This is a genomic window from Cytobacillus sp. BC1816 (assembly GCF_051353635.1).
In the GTDB taxonomy this organism is placed as follows: Bacteria; Bacillota; Bacilli; order Bacillales; family Cytobacillaceae; genus Cytobacillus; species Cytobacillus oceanisediminis_C.
Map to the genome: position 1 here is coordinate 2,797,549 of NZ_CP195611.1, position 16,398 is coordinate 2,813,946.

General features: G+C 38.2%; 17 protein-coding genes and 1 pseudogene. 2 read left to right on the top strand and 16 right to left on the bottom strand.

Translation table 11 applies throughout. The annotated features are described in order from the left end of the window. Positions 1 to 113: 113 nt before the first annotated feature. The 6 genes and pseudogenes from ACR42H_RS14335 to ACR42H_RS14360 all read right to left on the bottom strand — a co-directional run bounded on the left by ACR42H_RS14335 (position 114) and on the right by ACR42H_RS14360 (position 4,050). Positions 114 to 740: a GNAT family N-acetyltransferase gene (locus ACR42H_RS14335; RefSeq protein ID WP_436376936.1), complete on the bottom strand. Its 627-nt coding sequence runs from the start codon at positions 738 to 740 to the stop codon at positions 114 to 116. 314 nt (positions 741 to 1,054) lie between these two features. Beyond that, positions 1,055 to 1,531: pseudogene (locus tag ACR42H_RS14340) on the bottom strand (small multi-drug export protein). A gap of 533 nt (positions 1,532 to 2,064) precedes the next feature. Then, a complete protein-coding gene (locus ACR42H_RS14345; RefSeq protein WP_243856059.1) occupies positions 2,065 to 2,205 on the bottom strand; it encodes an FbpB family small basic protein in 141 nt (46 codons plus the stop codon). Positions 2,206 to 2,237: 32 nt separating this feature from the next. Then, positions 2,238 to 2,687, bottom strand: coding sequence for a flavodoxin (locus ACR42H_RS14350; protein WP_113881217.1), 450 nt, complete (start codon positions 2,685 to 2,687; stop codon positions 2,238 to 2,240). Between the two features lie 15 nt (positions 2,688 to 2,702). After that, the gene (locus ACR42H_RS14355) at positions 2,703 to 3,590 is read right to left on the bottom strand and encodes a hypothetical protein (RefSeq protein WP_113881218.1); all 888 of its coding nucleotides are present in this window, start codon (positions 3,588 to 3,590) and stop codon (positions 2,703 to 2,705) included. After that, complete coding sequence (locus tag ACR42H_RS14360; RefSeq protein ID WP_113881219.1) at positions 3,583 to 4,050, bottom strand: flavodoxin; 468 nt, start codon at positions 4,048 to 4,050, stop codon at positions 3,583 to 3,585. Before ACR42H_RS14360 ends, ACR42H_RS14355 begins: the two co-directional genes overlap by 8 nt. A gap of 308 nt (positions 4,051 to 4,358) precedes the next feature. Here ACR42H_RS14360 and ACR42H_RS14365 point away from each other — a divergent pair, with 308 nt between their 5' ends. After that, positions 4,359 to 5,045: a YwaF family protein gene (locus tag ACR42H_RS14365; RefSeq protein WP_436376938.1), complete on the top strand. Its 687-nt coding sequence runs from the start codon at positions 4,359 to 4,361 to the stop codon at positions 5,043 to 5,045. A gap of 238 nt (positions 5,046 to 5,283) precedes the next feature. On the opposite strand, the gene ACR42H_RS14370 is transcribed toward ACR42H_RS14365, so the two are convergent. Together ACR42H_RS14370 and ACR42H_RS14375 are read right to left on the bottom strand one after the other, a co-directional pair. Further along, the gene (locus ACR42H_RS14370; RefSeq protein ID WP_243856058.1) at positions 5,284 to 6,219 is read right to left on the bottom strand and encodes a transporter substrate-binding domain-containing protein; all 936 of its coding nucleotides are present in this window, start codon (positions 6,217 to 6,219) and stop codon (positions 5,284 to 5,286) included. A gap of 945 nt (positions 6,220 to 7,164) precedes the next feature. Beyond that, the gene (locus ACR42H_RS14375; protein ID WP_113881221.1) at positions 7,165 to 7,542 is read right to left on the bottom strand and encodes a hypothetical protein; all 378 of its coding nucleotides are present in this window, start codon (positions 7,540 to 7,542) and stop codon (positions 7,165 to 7,167) included. 250 nt (positions 7,543 to 7,792) lie between these two features. Here ACR42H_RS14375 and ACR42H_RS14380 point away from each other — a divergent pair, with 250 nt between their 5' ends. Continuing rightward, on the top strand, positions 7,793 to 8,413 hold the full coding sequence (locus tag ACR42H_RS14380; protein ID WP_436371332.1) for an NAD(P)-dependent oxidoreductase: 621 nt from the start codon (positions 7,793 to 7,795) through the stop codon (positions 8,411 to 8,413). A 653-nt stretch (positions 8,414 to 9,066) separates the two neighbouring features. Here ACR42H_RS14380 and ACR42H_RS14385 read toward each other — a convergent pair. From ACR42H_RS14385 to ACR42H_RS14420, 8 genes are all read right to left on the bottom strand, one after another. Further along, positions 9,067 to 10,932 (bottom strand): copper resistance CopC/CopD family protein, encoded by a 1,866-nt coding sequence (locus ACR42H_RS14385; RefSeq protein ID WP_436376940.1) that lies wholly within the window; start codon positions 10,930 to 10,932, stop codon positions 9,067 to 9,069. Between the two features lie 404 nt (positions 10,933 to 11,336). Further along, the gene (locus ACR42H_RS14390) at positions 11,337 to 11,546 is read right to left on the bottom strand and encodes a hypothetical protein (protein ID WP_436371334.1); all 210 of its coding nucleotides are present in this window, start codon (positions 11,544 to 11,546) and stop codon (positions 11,337 to 11,339) included. A gap of 142 nt (positions 11,547 to 11,688) precedes the next feature. Continuing rightward, the gene (locus tag ACR42H_RS14395) at positions 11,689 to 11,889 is read right to left on the bottom strand and encodes an SHOCT domain-containing protein (protein WP_243856057.1); all 201 of its coding nucleotides are present in this window, start codon (positions 11,887 to 11,889) and stop codon (positions 11,689 to 11,691) included. A 36-nt stretch (positions 11,890 to 11,925) separates the two neighbouring features. Then, on the bottom strand, positions 11,926 to 13,143 hold the full coding sequence (locus ACR42H_RS14400) for a F510_1955 family glycosylhydrolase (protein ID WP_436371336.1): 1,218 nt from the start codon (positions 13,141 to 13,143) through the stop codon (positions 11,926 to 11,928). A 4-nt stretch (positions 13,144 to 13,147) separates the two neighbouring features. Then, complete coding sequence (locus ACR42H_RS14405; RefSeq protein WP_113885653.1) at positions 13,148 to 13,345, bottom strand: hypothetical protein; 198 nt, start codon at positions 13,343 to 13,345, stop codon at positions 13,148 to 13,150. After that, complete coding sequence (locus ACR42H_RS14410) at positions 13,332 to 14,747, bottom strand: sensor histidine kinase (protein ID WP_436371338.1); 1,416 nt, start codon at positions 14,745 to 14,747, stop codon at positions 13,332 to 13,334. The genes ACR42H_RS14405 and ACR42H_RS14410 overlap by 14 nt, the downstream gene beginning before the upstream one ends. Further along, on the bottom strand, positions 14,744 to 15,448 hold the full coding sequence (locus ACR42H_RS14415) for a response regulator transcription factor (RefSeq protein WP_113885655.1): 705 nt from the start codon (positions 15,446 to 15,448) through the stop codon (positions 14,744 to 14,746). The genes ACR42H_RS14410 and ACR42H_RS14415 overlap by 4 nt, the downstream gene beginning before the upstream one ends. A 170-nt stretch (positions 15,449 to 15,618) precedes the next feature. Then, positions 15,619 to 16,353 (bottom strand): urease accessory protein UreH domain-containing protein, encoded by a 735-nt coding sequence (locus ACR42H_RS14420; RefSeq protein ID WP_436371341.1) that lies wholly within the window; start codon positions 16,351 to 16,353, stop codon positions 15,619 to 15,621. Between the last annotated feature and the right edge of the window lie 45 nt (positions 16,354 to 16,398).

Genomic DNA, 16,398 nt, shown 5'->3' on the forward strand with positions numbered 1-16,398 from the left:
TGTATGAAATATGCGCGGAGAACCATCATACCAATAATGAAAATCAAATTGCAACAATATTCTTTAATTATTTTTAAATTTATGAGAAAAACGACTCTTCCTGTGATTGAAGATTATATAGAAGGAATAACAACAGCCCTGCAAGCTTTCTCATAAAACTCAATTGGCCCTGCTCCTCCAATAATTGCATATTCATATCCTATTTCTTTCATATCTCTTAAGCAGTGATGAAGCAATGCATTTCCTACGCCTTTAACCCTGCTGGTTTTTACGACACCCATAGGGCCGAAATATCCCTTTTTGTTCCGGTAGACATCAAATGCTGCGAATCCATTTATTTCATCATTTTGATTAAGCGCAATATAAATGGAAAGCTTCTCTTTCTGGAATCCGCTGCGAATGGTATGAGACCATTCCTTGGAGAAATTCTCCTTAACAAAGTTTACCAGCATGATTTCATCATATCTTCTTGCTTTGCGAATAGTCTGGGAGTTTATCCTGGGGAAGGTATAGCTGCCAAGGTGAGCGATCATGTCTCTTGAGGTTGTACCGAGGGTTAAAATGGTATTCTTATCTTCTTCAGATAAATGGTGTTTTAAGGAGGAGTCTGTTAACAAAGCTTTAAGAAGATGACCTTCGTTAACATAAACCTGATTATACATTTTCATATAATTTAAGGCAGATTCAAAAATCTGCACCACTTCTTTTGTAACAGTAATGCTAAAAAGTTCGCTTTGCATTTTGCCATTTATATTCCCAGCCAAATTACTTAAAGAAAATTTATTGAAATTGATTTTCAAAGAAATTTCACCCAGTGCCCCTGTCTTTTCTTCCAGGCATGCGATAAGCAGATGAACTGGATGGAGCACTTTTTTTTCTGAAAAGCTGGCTTCCCGTTCGGCATTTTTTATGATTCTTTTTATCCTATCCGTAAAGTTTGTTGTATTTATCAAATAATCACTCCTTTTCAAACCCTTTTTACAGCTTTGGAACTTCACTTCATATTCAACCCAAAATACATTCAACCCAAAATACAAAATTCCTGCCACTTTATTTATAAAAGATTTAAAAAGCTGAACCCATACACTGCACCTGCAGCAAAAATGATAGTCCAGAGTGCCAAACTTATGGTCATTCATCTTATCACTCCCGATTTTGATGCCCCAAATGCCAGAGCAATAATGGCCGCAATATCGGTTCCGACAAATATTGGCGCTAATAATGCTAATCCCGGGATCCCGTATTTTTGCCAAATTTCCTTTGAACGTCTTTCTTTTCTTGATGGTTCTGTAATGCCCTTTCTTAATTTCCTTGCCTGCCGCCAGTTTTCAACCTGTTTAAAGAAGGCACCCAGCAAAAGAATTAACAGAAGATTTCCCGTAAATGCAATAAGACTGACTCCGATCGGCGATAGTCCCCAAAGAATCCCAAGAGGTACAACAATTGATACATCCATCCAGGGTGCTGCCGCAAGCAAAAATAATACGGCATATTGTATGTATATAGGTGCATCTTGTGCCCATTCCAGCATATCTCTTCCCTCCAATAAAAAATCCAACCTACTCTTACCTTATGAATAAAAGCATACAATCACCATCGTAATACCTAACAATCCTCATGGGGATGTGACAATTTTGTCACTTTATTCCACCTGACTTTAACTAAGTATTCCTTTTACTCAAAGACTGCTGAAATTACTTAAAAGGTGTTTCCTGCAGTCAAAAATTTTATTTACAAAAAATAGAAGAAGGTATAAAGAATTCAGATAACGAAGTAAACAGGTAAGGAGGTGAAAACCAATGACTTTCCTCTATTACAAAGCTATGGAAGCATATAAGAAGGATGCAGAGCGTCTTGAAAAAGAAAAGCTTCAAAAGGAAAAGTCGAATGAGAAAAAATCAAAATAATGAGTTACTCTTTCATTCCCTATGGGGGGATTTTTTTTGAAATTTAAAACAGAAGCAGTTCTCTCCAACTGGAAAACAACGGACTGCTGACATTAAAATATGCGTCCCTGCATATTGCAGAAACGCATATTTCTTTCCTTTTCCAGCCTTAATATTTCTATTGATTTTCTCTTGTTTTTTCTGTCTCCATCAAAATATTTTCATCAATCCTTCGATATATTTCTTCCAATTGATCTTTATCTTTTAGGATATTTTTCATGTTTTCTTCTACGAGTTTATGAAATGTTTTCTTTTTCATTAAGGCCATCCTTTCTAAACTCGCTGCCATACTCAGCAGGTTTCCTTTAACATCAAAGCTTCAGAGACAAACTTTTTTATTTCCTCTTCGTCCTCCGGTTCCGGATTGAATTCTATTCTCAGGGGTTTCCCGACAACTGTTCCCCCCCGTTCTTCTATAAGTCTTTGAAGGTGGTCTAGGGCGCCGCAAAATTCAGGGTAGGAGGTATCTCCTGATCCAAAGATGGCAAAGGGATGATTCTCAAGGTCCAGCTGTTCGATTTCTTCAATCATATCGAGACATTCATCAGGATAATCCCCATCACCCCATGTATACAATCCAATAAAAGTAAGTTCATAGTTTAGTAGTTCAGAAGCACTTTGAACACTCATAAAATCTTCTAAATCCACATTATGATTTTGATTCTTCAGCTCCCCCGAGATTAGGTCCGCAATTGCTTCTGTGTTCCCCGACATACTTGCATAAAATACGCCAATTTTCATTCCTCGTCACTCCTATCAATGAATTAATGCTGTTGTGTTATATCTGTGGCTGATCCATTTACTTTCTCTATGTGAACAGATAAAAAGCTGGTCATCAAAGCCCGCACCCCTGAATCCATGTCCAGCTACGGTCTCAATGGGAATCAGGTACATTCTACTCTTATGGACTTCGTAGATTCTTGAAAAACCATCTTCATCCTGACTCGTCGTCGCATATACTTTTTCATTCGCCTCAAAAATATCCAGGAAAGCTCTTTCTGATATTTGCTGCTGGCATACACCCCATCTATTCGTAAAAGGATTCAGCATCTCAATTGTTCCCATCCCGGAACGGGCGTTTCCCTTTGCAATGATAAGAAGGTCATTTTCATCTCTATAAATGGAGGATATCATTGAATGCTTTTCTTTTTTTATAAGCTGTAATTCCCCGCTTCTGACATCATATCTCCATAACCCTCCATTCTGGGAGTTGATTTGTGTCCCAATATAAATGCTCCCCTGATGGTATAACAGAGATCGTATAAGGGGCTTTTGGGACATATGTTGAAATGGACTTAATACAGACCAATCCGAACCGAAATTAGCTGATATGTATAAGCAGCTGCCGCCATGTGTTACGATATATCCCCTCTGGTTTCCAGTAATATCCCACAGCCGCTGGGCGGTTGGGAATGAGGTCTGATTCCATTTTTTCCGCTGAAGATCGTACCGGATAATTGTGCCATTGTCTCCGATGCCGAATATGAAATGACCTAATTGGACAAGTTTGTATATATTTTGTGTTAACCCATACTGAAGGAACCAGTCTCCATCCTCAAAGGAATAAATGCCTGCCTGCTTTACTGCTACTATGAAGGGAAGATCTGGGGTTGATAGCACTGCAGTGGAGCCCTTATTAAACATGTTCCATCTCCCCATTTTTCACTGCCCATTCATAGGCAGATTCGGCAAATTGCTTACACTCAAGAATTTGCTCATCTGTATCAGGGTTGAGTTCTATTTTTAACCTTTGCTGAAAAACATTGGCTCCTCTTTCACTCAATTTGTCAGCAAGCGTGTCCACTGCTGCACAAAATTTTGGATAGGCATGATCACCAGAACCAAAGCACGCAGCATCTATTCCTGTTAAATCGTGATCATTCAATTCATCAAAAAAATCCTCAGCTTCATAAGGAAGGTCGCCATCCCCCCATGTATAAGCACCAATGAAAATACAGTCATAGGCAAGAATACTATGAATTTCTGTCAATTCCAGGCTTTCCATATCCACTTCACACCCTTTAGAGACAAGAACTTTTTTCATAATGGATGCCATATCTTCTGTATTTCCTGACATACTTAAATATCCAATGAAAGCCTTCATTTTTCGCCTCCTAATTGATAATAATTTTCAATTACTATTAAATTGATAATAAATGATAATGATTATCAGTGTCAATGAAATTTTTAATTTTGTGACCTTTTTCCTGAGTGATGTGATAAAAAGCAAAGGGAGGAAATATGTGTTGCATAAGTCAACTGAGCAGATATGAGTAAGCTTGAACGTCGTGGAGCCGAAATGCTGTATAAAAAATAGAGGAGATGCACAACTTATGTCTGATTATTTAATAAGACTTGGGGTGTGCATAGATGGAGTGGTTTGGCAAAAGTCATAAGTATTTCCATTTTGAGATGTTTTCAGCCAGTCATCTTGTTACATTGGCAGTGTTTTTTTTTGTATCATCTGCTATTTTTCTTTACCGGAAAAAGCTGAATGGGGATGGATGGAGAAGGTTTGAAGTTGGATCAGCCATTTCTTTAATTTTGGTCGAGATATTAAATCACGTATGGATGTTAGTGAATGGAGTCTGGAAATTTGGCAGGTCCATGCCATTGGAATTGTGTAATATTGGAGTTATATTATGTATCCTTTTACTCATGACTAGAAAAAAATTTATTTTTGAACTATTGTTTTTTATTGCGATATTGGGTGCTACTCAAGCAATATTTACTCCAGCGTTAACATACGATTTTCCTCACTTTCGCTTTTTTCACTTTTTCTATGCACACATGATGGTTGTATGGTCAGCCTTATATTTTTTGTGGGCTAGAAATTATTATCCATCATTCCAATCGGTCATAAAGCTAATTGTATTTATCAATGTACTCTTGCCGGCAATCCTTCTCATTAACCATCAAACGAATGGGAATTATTGGTTTTTGCGTCATAAACCTGAAACTCCAAGTTTCTTTGACATATTGGGTCCCTATCCATGGTATATCTTCTCTTTGGAGAGCTTACTGCTAGTTCTGAGCCTAATCACATGGTTTATCTTGCGAAAACGGGAAAATAGCCATAAAGGACGTTCCCATTTTTAATGAAATGGGCTGATTTTAGTCAAAAAGAAAAGCTGCCAGGTGATAGCAGCTTTTCCTTATAAAACCTTTTAGTTTCGCCTGTCTTGAAATCTCAACATTCATTGTCACATGCGATATGGCTGGCTTTTTTTGCAGATTCGTTCCATAATATACGCTGCAAAACCACCCATTTTATTCTGTCATCTCTTTTTTCTAATAGAATAGCAAAGGATATGGATGTCTGGCCTATTCTTTTCTACTATACTCCCTTGTTGTAAATCCATTTTTCTTTTAATCGGTCAAATTCTCCATTGAGCTCCATCTCCTCCATCCAGAGATTGACCCAGTTCTGGAATACTGCATCCCCGCGATGCATAAGATAGCCTTTCTGGCTCTTCGTGAACGTATTGTCCGTCAGAGCTGCATAAAGCCTGGAATCCTGGCTTGCATAGTAGATGGCCTCAATGCTGTCGGTAATCATCACGTCTACTTTTTCTTCAGCAACCATATTCGGAATATCCAAATTGTTTTCGATTACGACAACCTTTGCCTGTGTAATGTTGGCATTTACGAATTTTTGGTTGGTTCCCCCTGGGTTTACGCCGATGGTGACATCTGGCTGGTCAATCGCTTCCAAGCTTGTATATTTCTCCTTATCTTCCTGTCGGATTAAAGGAGCCTTTCCGTCATTAATATAAGGATGCGTTAAGTGTGCTGTTTTTTGCCGATCGGTATTGCGGCTGATCCCGCCAACCGCTATATCAAACTTATTTTTATTGAGGTCCTCCATTAAGGTTGGCCAGGAAGTTTTAACAAATGTGATCTTCACCCCAAGGTCTTCTGCCATTAATTTAGCCGCTTCGATATCATAGCCTTCATACTCTTTTGTTTTCGGATTAAAGTACGTAAATGGCTTATAGTCACCAGTTGTACCTACCCGAATCACACCTTTCTTTAAAATATGGTCGAGCCTTGAACCAATGACGTATGTATTGGCCTTTTTATGTACATCCCCTCCTGCAGCCTGGGCTACCTGTTTCACTGATACATAAGGATTTCCATTTACTGTAACCGTGCTTAACGTCTTTCCGTTTAACTCAAGCTGCTCGGTTTGGCTGTCAGCTAGCGACAGGCTTGTCCCTCCGGTAATCAATAATGCAAAAAGAGCAAAAACGATAAATACTTTTTTTGGCAAAATGTTTCCCTCCTATTCAATTGGTTATGTCTATTATCTTTAGGAAGGTACTTAAAGTAAATTTATTTTCCGAATTTTCAATAAAACAGTTCGTTTATACGAGGAAAATAGCCCCTAGATTATTTAACCACAATAACGTTCGACCCTTAGACAAGTTAATTATGCACCTGATATTCCGCTAATGGTCCTAATATGTAATGAAGCACTTTCCTTGTTACAGAAAAGCGCTCGTTTGTATTTTTTTGTGACCGGCTTTTTTTAAAGCTTATAATTTTTTAAACGACTTTATTGTTACTTAACGGTTTCCGAATATTTTTTACTTAATTAAAAAGACGGGATAAGCTTATAAATGCTCCCCCTGATTTTGAATATTTACCTCTGCCTGAAATGGCCCAATGTACAAAGCTGGAACAATCGAACCTTCGATGAATAAAAAACTAGTTGGCACAAACACTCTTTAAGGAACCATCAAAAAGAAAACCCCTTGGTGGCCAAGGGGTTTTCTCCGTTTATGCTGTAGCTATAAATCAAGGTTTGATCCTTTTTATGTTCCTTGATGAACTAACGCCCTCGTTTGTTTAAGTACATTTCTTCACAATCTTAACGTTTTAAACTACCCCTTTTTGTCTTCTTCTAATTCTCTTTCAATTTCCTCATCAGGTACTTTAGAGGGTTCTTCATTAATGTTAAGGTGTTTAATAATCGATCTTAACTGATATTTTATTGTTGAAAGACTAAAAATTACGTATATCACAAATAAAAACCCCAATAAAAACCAAATCAAAAAATCCCACCTTTTATTTAAAATAATATTTTCTCTAATCTTATATTTTTACATTTACTTGAATCTTTCCCCTTAAACCTAACTTCCGTTAACCTGCCCAGTAAGTATAATAAGAAAAAGCTGTCATAGGGACAGCCTGGATCTTCAACTATTGCCATCTGCTAGTTGAAGTAATTCTTAGTTTGGTTTAAATCAATAGCATTATTATCATCAATATTTTGAATGTGGTCTAGTATGCTCACACCATTCTGTTTATTATTATAGTTTACAAGGTAGGTTTTATTTTCTTTAATTAAATTCCATACCATCGGTTCTTTAATAAATATTTTAGTTTTAGCTTCCTCATGATAACCTTCAGATATTTTCATATTGGGAGGAACTACTACAACAAATGCTTCTTCATTTGCTTCTGAATATTTTTTTTCTAAAACTGTAACGATAGCTGTTGTAGAGCTTGTTGTTAATAAATTGTTCAATATTATGATGAACCCAATTATTACAATAACTAAAAGTGGAAGAATTACTTTTTTATTTCGCAAAAGCTCACCTCTAAATTAACTTGATTGCTCCTTAATGGTAACAATTCTTACTAAATAAAACCAATAGATTTCCCTTGATAACCATACTGGACGCAAGTTAGTGCTATTCAACAAACCTGCCCCGTTATTCGTATAAGAAAAAGCTGCCGAAGCAAACCTTGATCTTCAACTTTAGCCCTCGTTAGTTTAAAAAGACAATAAAGTAACTTATATAGTAAAATATTAGTATTTGCAAAAGGAGCTCATTCTTATGAATATTTTAATTTTGGGTGCAACTGGACGAGTTGGAAGGCAAATAGTTACTTATGCCCTTCATGACAGACATAATGTTACTGTATTAGTTCGTACTCCCGAGAAGATTCAATTAAATAATGAAAATTTAACCATTATTCGAGGGAATGTTTTAAATAATGATGATATCGTACGTGCTATGCATGGGATTGATATAGTTATTAGTGCGCTAAATACTGATGGCACCACCACTCTATCAGAAAGTATGCCACTTATTATAGAAGCAATGGAAAATGAAGGTATAAAACGAATAATAACTATAGGAACCGCAGGTATCCTGCAAAGTAGGACCACGCCAAATTCTCTGCGTTATCAATCAAGTGAATCAAAGCGTAAGACAACTCGGGCAGCGAAAGAACATCATAAAGTTTATGATATACTCAAACAATCAACCCTCGAATGGACGATTGTCTGTCCTACCTACTTGCCGGATGGAGAAAGGATAGGCAAATATCGTATAGAGCGAAGTTTTTTGCCGGAGGATGGAGTTGAAATATCCGTACCGGATACAGCAGAATTTACATTTAGCCAGATAAAAACAAGCGATTATATAAAATCACGTGTAGGTATCGCCTACTAATAATATTCTTATACTACTTTCATACAGATAAGCTTGATAAACAAAACAAATAGACGGGGAAACCGTCTTTATGAATGTCACAACAGCTGCTATAAAACAATTTCTTCTTCCACAAACCTGCCCCGTTTGTTCAATAGAAATCCCACAAAAAAGGCGTTAATCCTTCTTAACGTTAAATAGGATATAATTTTAAAAATGCCCCATCCCTTATATACCAAGGGATAGGACACTTTTTTAACAAGGTTTATGAATGCGTTAATTTGTATTACACGAACATTCATTCCCTTATTTTACATTCACTGATCATACAGTTCTTTTCTTGCTTCATGATATAAATGAGCATACAGCTGTGTTCGGTGCGGGCCATAATGCCCTAATAGAACCTGTATACAGGCTAATGGCATCCCCTACCGAGCTAAATTAGCAGCAAATGTATGGATTAAGGTATGTGGTGAAATGATAGTACCCAAATCATAAATATAAAATTGAATATTCCAAAATCCTATATTTTCTAAAGATTACTCTCGTAATTTCCTAAAAGGCAGTTAAATCGCTTCACTGCTCTGCACCATTTCCTTTTTGACCAGGTTTAATTTGTTCTAACAAGACTTTTTACAGTTTCGAAAAAGAAATGAAAGTCCTAATGTTAAAAATTATTCGTTTAAACTCATTTCTCCCGGAACTACAATTTTGAAAGGAAATTTTACTGTAGTTCCATTATCCAAAGTGGCCTTTACCTTCAATTTCATGGTCCCGGCTGCATGTAGTAAATTTCCGGTTACCTTAAATTCTCCCCTTCCAACGTGAAAGGCGTTATAAGTGACATTATATTCTGGCGGCATGCTCAAGGTTACTTCTACTTGTTTTATATTTTCTTTATCAAACTGTAATGTAAGCTCGTTAAGACCTGGATATAACGGAGAGATCTCAACACTTAATCCAACTTCCTCTTTTTTTATTGAAGATGGATAAACTCCCTGCTCTGCTGCACTAGGTGTCGAAACCACCAGCAGGGACGCAAAAAATAAAATCAGGACGCTGTAAATCATTTCAACTTTCGCCCGTGTAATCACAACATTAATCGTCTTAGCAGCCAGTTTTTTTACTGTATTCCACTGAAAAATCCCAATGAGTAAAACGATTAATGTAAGACCAGCTTTTAGTAAAATGGATTTCCCCCATTCGCTTTTCATGAAACTCTCCAGAGTAAAAGATGGAACATATTGAGTAACCATTACCAAACCAGTTATGATAATGGCAAAAAGGCTAATCAATGCCCATTTTGAAAACCGCGGGAGAACATCTTTAAGCCATTCTTTCATTCTTTCTTTTTGAGGTATCAAAATAAGCGCAAACAACCCACCAACCCAGACAGAAGCCGCCGTTAAATGTAGAGCATTAACTGCCATCGTTATATATCCTCCATACCGGGGATACGGAGCGTGACCAATAATAAATACGGAAAGAATAAGTGCTGCAAAATAGAAAAGAAGTTTTATTTTATGAAAGAAAAATCCTGTCACAAGCAAAATGAGTTGTACAATTGGTATCCACACGAATTTTATTGAGAGAAATTGATCGATAGTGAGCGATTGTAACTCTTTCTGCTGAACAGAGATTATAAAAGTACAGCCAACAAGGACGAAGAGAAGAATAAGCAGAGATATTTTGTTCCATCTCCTATCACATGTTTTTTTCAGTATGAAGGCGTTGAAAAAAGCCCCTCCGAACAAGATTGTAATTCCGATAAAAAATAGCCAATATCCAACTTGCTTTAACCCTAAGTTAGTAAACCAAACAGAGGAGGCGGGTTCTCCTGTGTTCTCTTGCGTAATAGGAGTAAATTGATCTACAGCAAAATAAAAGACATCTAATCTATCAGGCTGAGATTTAGGATCCATTTGACGGGCATACCATGTAACCTGGTACGTTCCAGGTGTCAGTTTCTCGTCTATCTCCACAATAAAATGTGTTGGATCACTTGAGTCAGCGTAAGGTTTTTTTAACTTAATAGACTGTTGACGGTCATCGAATAACCCAATAGCTGTAATCTCAGCCGGCTGGTTGAACCATAAATCAATTTTCTGAGGAGAGGCATCCAGAATTTCGCCGTCCGCTGGGGAAAAATCAACAATTTCTAAAGCTTCCTCTACCGAAATCTCCTCTTGTTCTTTAACCGTAAAGCGTATCTCTTCATTCAAAATATACCCATCCAAAGCAATAACTTTAATCCTTGCGAGATAATTTCCATTCGGCAAATCACCTTTAAATGTTGTCAGGATGTGGGTTTTATCCTCCGGGTCAACCGAAACTGCTCCAGTTTCCTGAAGCTCCCCGTCTGAATTGAAAACTTGGATGGAATCCGAATGGGTCACGACCGGATCCTGAAACCAAACCTCAAAAGTTTCAGGTCCTTCAGATATCGTCTTCTCTTCCTGCGGATAGGTTTTTTCCAATTCAGAATGAGCAAAAGCTATATTGCTATTGCTTGGAATCATAAGCTGCAGGGCAAACGCCATAAATAAAATAAAAAATCGAAAACAGTGCAACAAACAAAAAGCCTCCCAAAAACATTTTAGATCTATCAAAGACCCTATTTAATCTACATTTTAAATTTTGTCCCAACCCAACAGTTAAATCAAGCCCATAAAAAAGACAACCGTTAGGCTGTCCTTTGCGGTTGGTTATTTCCTCCATCAGCTTTCCAATTTACTGTTGCAGCTTTTCATTTGGAGTTGTAGTGCTTTTACGTCGGCTGGTTCATTTGAATCTTTCTATGGCATGCATTCTGTTTTTTCGCCTGAATACATTCCTTCCATACAAAGCAGCTTGATAAGAGGACACGGCAGGTATAAAAACCATTCCAAATAAAAACTCCTTTTTCAGTAAAGGACCTAAACTTAGGTCCTTTACTTTTTACTTTTTACTCTTTACTATTGTAAGAATCCATAAAGTTTCCACAAGCTTTAATCATTTTTTGACCTTCAGGAGAATCCATCGCTTCCATCATATTCATCATCCCATTGCCATTCCCACTCATCATACTATCTGGCTTATCCGCAAGAGCGAACTGACCAACGACCAGTATAGATGAAAGGGCAAAAGATAAAACCAATACTATTTTCTTTTTCATTTCCAATCCCTCCTTTGTTTTCTAAATCTAATGATAAAGATAAAGTTTGAAGGAAATATGGACTTTATAAATCTTTTTATTTTTCCAGTAAAAGCGGAAAGGGACTGCCTTTAAACAGCCCCTTTTTTACATTCCGTTTATTCTATTCCCTTAAGACACGTCTTTTTTCCTTGTACTCATCCTCGCTGATTTCTCCGCGTGCAAAACGTTCTTTCAATAGCGATTCAGGTTTATTGTTCCTATTTTCAAAAGGCTTTGCAATAAGCATTATGAACCCATAAATCGCAAATCCAATGACAATGATCCAGAAAAGCATGCTCAGCATCATTCCTAATCCCATCATGATTGTTCTTCTCCTTTCTTTTATTCGGTAAAAACCTCACTCCCCATTGTCTTCATGTTCACCTTCTCCTGTTAATGAATGGCTTGCAATTCCCGTTCCTTTATCCGCAATTTTCTCCCATTCTTCTCCATTATTAATGGTCAAATAAAGATCCTTTTGACCCGTGGCAAACACAATATTATTTTCATCATTTGGATTTACGGCTATATAATTGATGGCATTTCCCTCGCCTAACGATGGAATTTCATATGCTGTTTGTTCCTTTGTCTCAAGATTGATCTTGGATATAGCCATTTTATCTGATGCAAAACCTGCAAACAAATCTCCTTGACGAGAGAAGGCAAGTCCAGAAACAGGTAGATTCGAGATTTGATTTACCGTTTGCCCCCCGTCATGCGAAACAAATACTCCTTCTGTTGTTCCAAGAGCAACCGTCTTTTCTTCTGTTGGATGTGCAGCAATCGCTGAAAGCTTGCCTGAAATTCCCTTTAGCTCAGCTTTTACCCATGTTTTCGTATCATCCATGGAGTAGTGTAGTCCAACATCATCCATTCGGGAGTTAGCTTGAGGGTTGAAAACATATATTGTATGAGAATTATAGCCAACAGACATTCCATGAAAATCAATTTCTCCGTACAAATCCAGAATCTCCAGGTTTTCTCCCATATCGTTGCTCTTAACCACGCCAAAAGGGTTTTTCATGCTAGAACCAGGTTCAGGATGTCCACTGCTGTAAAAACCATCATCAACCATGGAGAATCCCATATAATCGTGCTTGTCCCCCTTTGCACTTCTCCATTCTCCAGCCTCGAAAACTTTCAAGCCGTCATGCGCAGGTACATAGATTTCTTCTCCATCATTCGTAATACCTAAGCCGTGAACATGCATTAATTCTACCGAGTTCTCAATATCCTTCGCTTTCGTATTAATAAAAGAAAAAATACCAAATGAAATGACCCCAACCAAAGACACAATAGAGACCCATTGCCCAATTTTAACTCCCTTTTGCAGGCTGTCTCGTTTTCCTTTCTCTTTTTGTTTTTTAACATTGAGGGTTTTCATCCGCCTATTCATTACAAAAATCGAAATGATGCCCGTAACAAGAATAGCAGCGGAAACCAGCAGCCCATTGGTAGCAAACGTATTAGATGCCACTTCCTGTTGGTGCTCTTCTTCCGTCCCATGTGCCAAGACACCGATTGGACTTGAGTATAAAAACATAAAAATTGAAAATAAAATTCCTTTTAGTTTCACCTTGTTATCCCCTTTTCTTTACAATGATCAAATAAACAATCCCTGCCAGAATTATGGGAACACCCATCCAGGCACAGGTTTGTAGAAATGTTTTAAAATACGCCGTTATATCCTGCCTAATCATCATCGTTCCGGACATCGTCAAGCAAACAAGTCCAGTGACGATTAAAAGAACAGATAATAATACTTCAATCTTCTTCATTTTCATCCCTCTTTTCTACCGGGAAAGTCAGGTGGAAGGCAGTCCCTTTTCCAACCTCACTTGTTACTTCTATCCTCCCTCTTTGAAGCTTAACCAGCTGTTTCACGATGGCGAGACCAAGACCTGTTCCGCCCAGTTCCCGGGATCTGGATTTTTCCACACGATAAAATCGTTCAAATAAAAATGGAAGATCCTCTTCGGGGATTCCCATACCGCTATCAATAACGGATATCATGATATTATTTGATTCCTTTGTTAAACGGACTCTAATTTTTCCGAATTCAGTGTATCGGATGGCATTATCGATTAAATTAATCAGAATTTGTTCCATTCTTAAGCCATCTGCATACAGGCTTGGCAGATCGTTCTCTTTGTGAAATTCTAATTTCAACCCCTTTTCCTCGGCTTTCATTCGAGTTTTTACTACAGCACTTTCTACGACCTCCATTACATCCACTTCTTCGCAATCGAGAGCCAGCCGTCCTTCTTCCAACTTTGATAGCTCAAACAAGTCTTCAACGAGTTTGGACATCCGTCGTACCTCTTGTTGGATAATCTGAAGATACTGCTGTCTTTCCTCTTCGTTTTGGTAAAGTTCATTTTCAAGCACATTTGCGTATCCCTCTAAATACGTAATGGGTGTGCGTAACTCATGAGAAATATTGGCGAAAAACTCTCTCCTGTTTGACCGGAACCGATCAAGCTCTACCGCAAGATCATTTATGGCTACAGCCAGGGATCCAATTTCATCCTTTGTTGAAGCATCCAACCGAATCTGTAAGTCCCCTTCTGCCATGTTTCGGGTCGCTTTTTCCATTTCCAACAGAGGATTGGATAATTTTCTTGACACAATAAAGATAAAGCCAATGGCTAGAAAAAGCGCACCAATTCCCGCTAATACCATTGCTTTTTCAACCATATCAACCGACTGGTACATGTCTTCGACCGGTTCCAGAACAAAGATTGCGCCAATAAATCGGTCGTTAGAAAAAATAGGCTTGCCGACGCTAAGAAAACGTTCCCCTATTTTTTGATCAGCGTACATCTCCTGTACAGTGGAACCTGACTTTAAAAGCGCAAAAGCTGATTCGTCTATCCTTTGCCCTTCAGCCAGGCTAGGAAGACCAGAATTTGCAATCACCGTACCCTGGTCATCCACAATCACGATTTGCTGACCTGTTAAGCCTCCCAATGTTTCGAACATATCGAGGAATTCTTCCTGCTTGAGCGATGAGATAGATGCCGCATATCTGTCAGACAAGTCATTAATACGCTCTTGCGTTTTATTAAAATAAAAACCAGTAAATAATTGATTCATTATAAAACCCAATGGCAGGAGAACTGCCAATACAATCAATAAAATGCTAGTCCCTATCTTGACAACAATGCTATTCCTATTCATTCATTTTCATCCGGAGCCTGAAACTTATAGCCCCTCCCCCAAACGGTTCTTATCGGATTAAAAGAAAGTCCTTTTTTCCTTATTTTTTCCCTAAGGTTTTTGACATGGGTGTCGATTGTACGAATATCACGAATTCCGTTGATCCCCCATATTTGGTCTAGTAACATATCTCGGGTGAAGATGGTTTTTGGATTTAACGCAAGAAGTTCCAGTAAATCAAACTCCTTTGGTGTTACCTCCACTTCGGAATCATCAACGAAAATTTGTCTTTCACTCCGATTTACTTTAAGGTCAGATATTTCAATTGTTTCTTCCTCCGTATTACCGGAAGAGGACTGCAAGGATCTCCTGATCAAGGCTTTTGACCTTGCTACTAGTTCCTCCGGGATGTAAGGCTTTACAAGGTAATCATCTGCTCCGATGCTTAAGCCCTGCACCTTATCCTTTACATCCCCGCGAGCCGTTAACATAAGGATTGGAACCTCGCTTCTTGCCCTGACTTTTTCACACACTTCCCAGCCGTTCATTTCGGGCATCATGATATCAAGAATAATTAAATCGACTTCTTCCCTTTCCAAACAGGATAGAGCCTCTTTGCCGCTCCCTGCCTGTTTGATATGAAAATGGGGAGATAAGTGAATTTTCAGCAACTGCCTCATATTCCATTCGTCATCAACAATTAATACTGTGTCTTTGTTCATCAAGGAATACCTCCTAGTTACTGATGCTTCTGTAAGACTGCCCACGTCCCCCTATTTGACTCTCCACCCCGTTTTGGGCGAATGCCCTTCCTACTGGACTAAAAGTCGTCAACAAAAATAAGCCAGTTAATGTTAGTTTCTCCATATTGTTACCTCGAATTAAAAATTTTTCAAATCGTCCAGTAGGTCAATGTATCGAGCATCCCTATAAGAACCATAATAGCTCCAGCACCTTTTTGTACATACGAACCAATTTTTCTGCCCTTCTTTAGAACAGAGCCTCCAGCACCATAATACCAAATTAAGAAGATGGCTATAAATAGCGGCAGCGACGTTCCAACAGCGAAAAGACTGGGAAGGACAGCCCCATAGGAAGTAGAGAGAACGATTGGCATTAATGATAGAAAAAATAATACGAACATGGTTGGACAAAACCCAAGGGAAAAACTGACCCCCATAAAAAAAGAACCTAGTTTCCCGTTTTTAAAAAACCTTTCGGGAATCTCCAAGATGGTCCACGTCCCCTTTAAATTTATATGCCCAAGCATAAATATTCCCACCAGCACAAACATTGGTCCGATTATTTTGCGAAACCAGGGAAAAAAAAGAACCAGCTCTCTCTGAAACTCTTTCCCTAACATCCAAACCAATAGACCCAGCCCAGAGAAAACAGCAATTTTACCCAAAGTAAAGAAAATCACTTCAGTCCAAGCTATACCTCTTTGTAAGGACTTATTTCCATAAAGAGTAATGGCTCCGATATTGCCGGAAAACTGACAGGGAGCCATGGCGCCGACAATTCCAAGTAGAAAAGCAAACAGCATAGGCATCGTTTCGAAGTTTCGGGCTAAACTTATAATTGGCTGCGTGAAAATGTTACTGATTTGACTGAAAAACGAATACATAAAACTCCCCTTTTCTATCTATTCACACCAACATATTTTAATAGG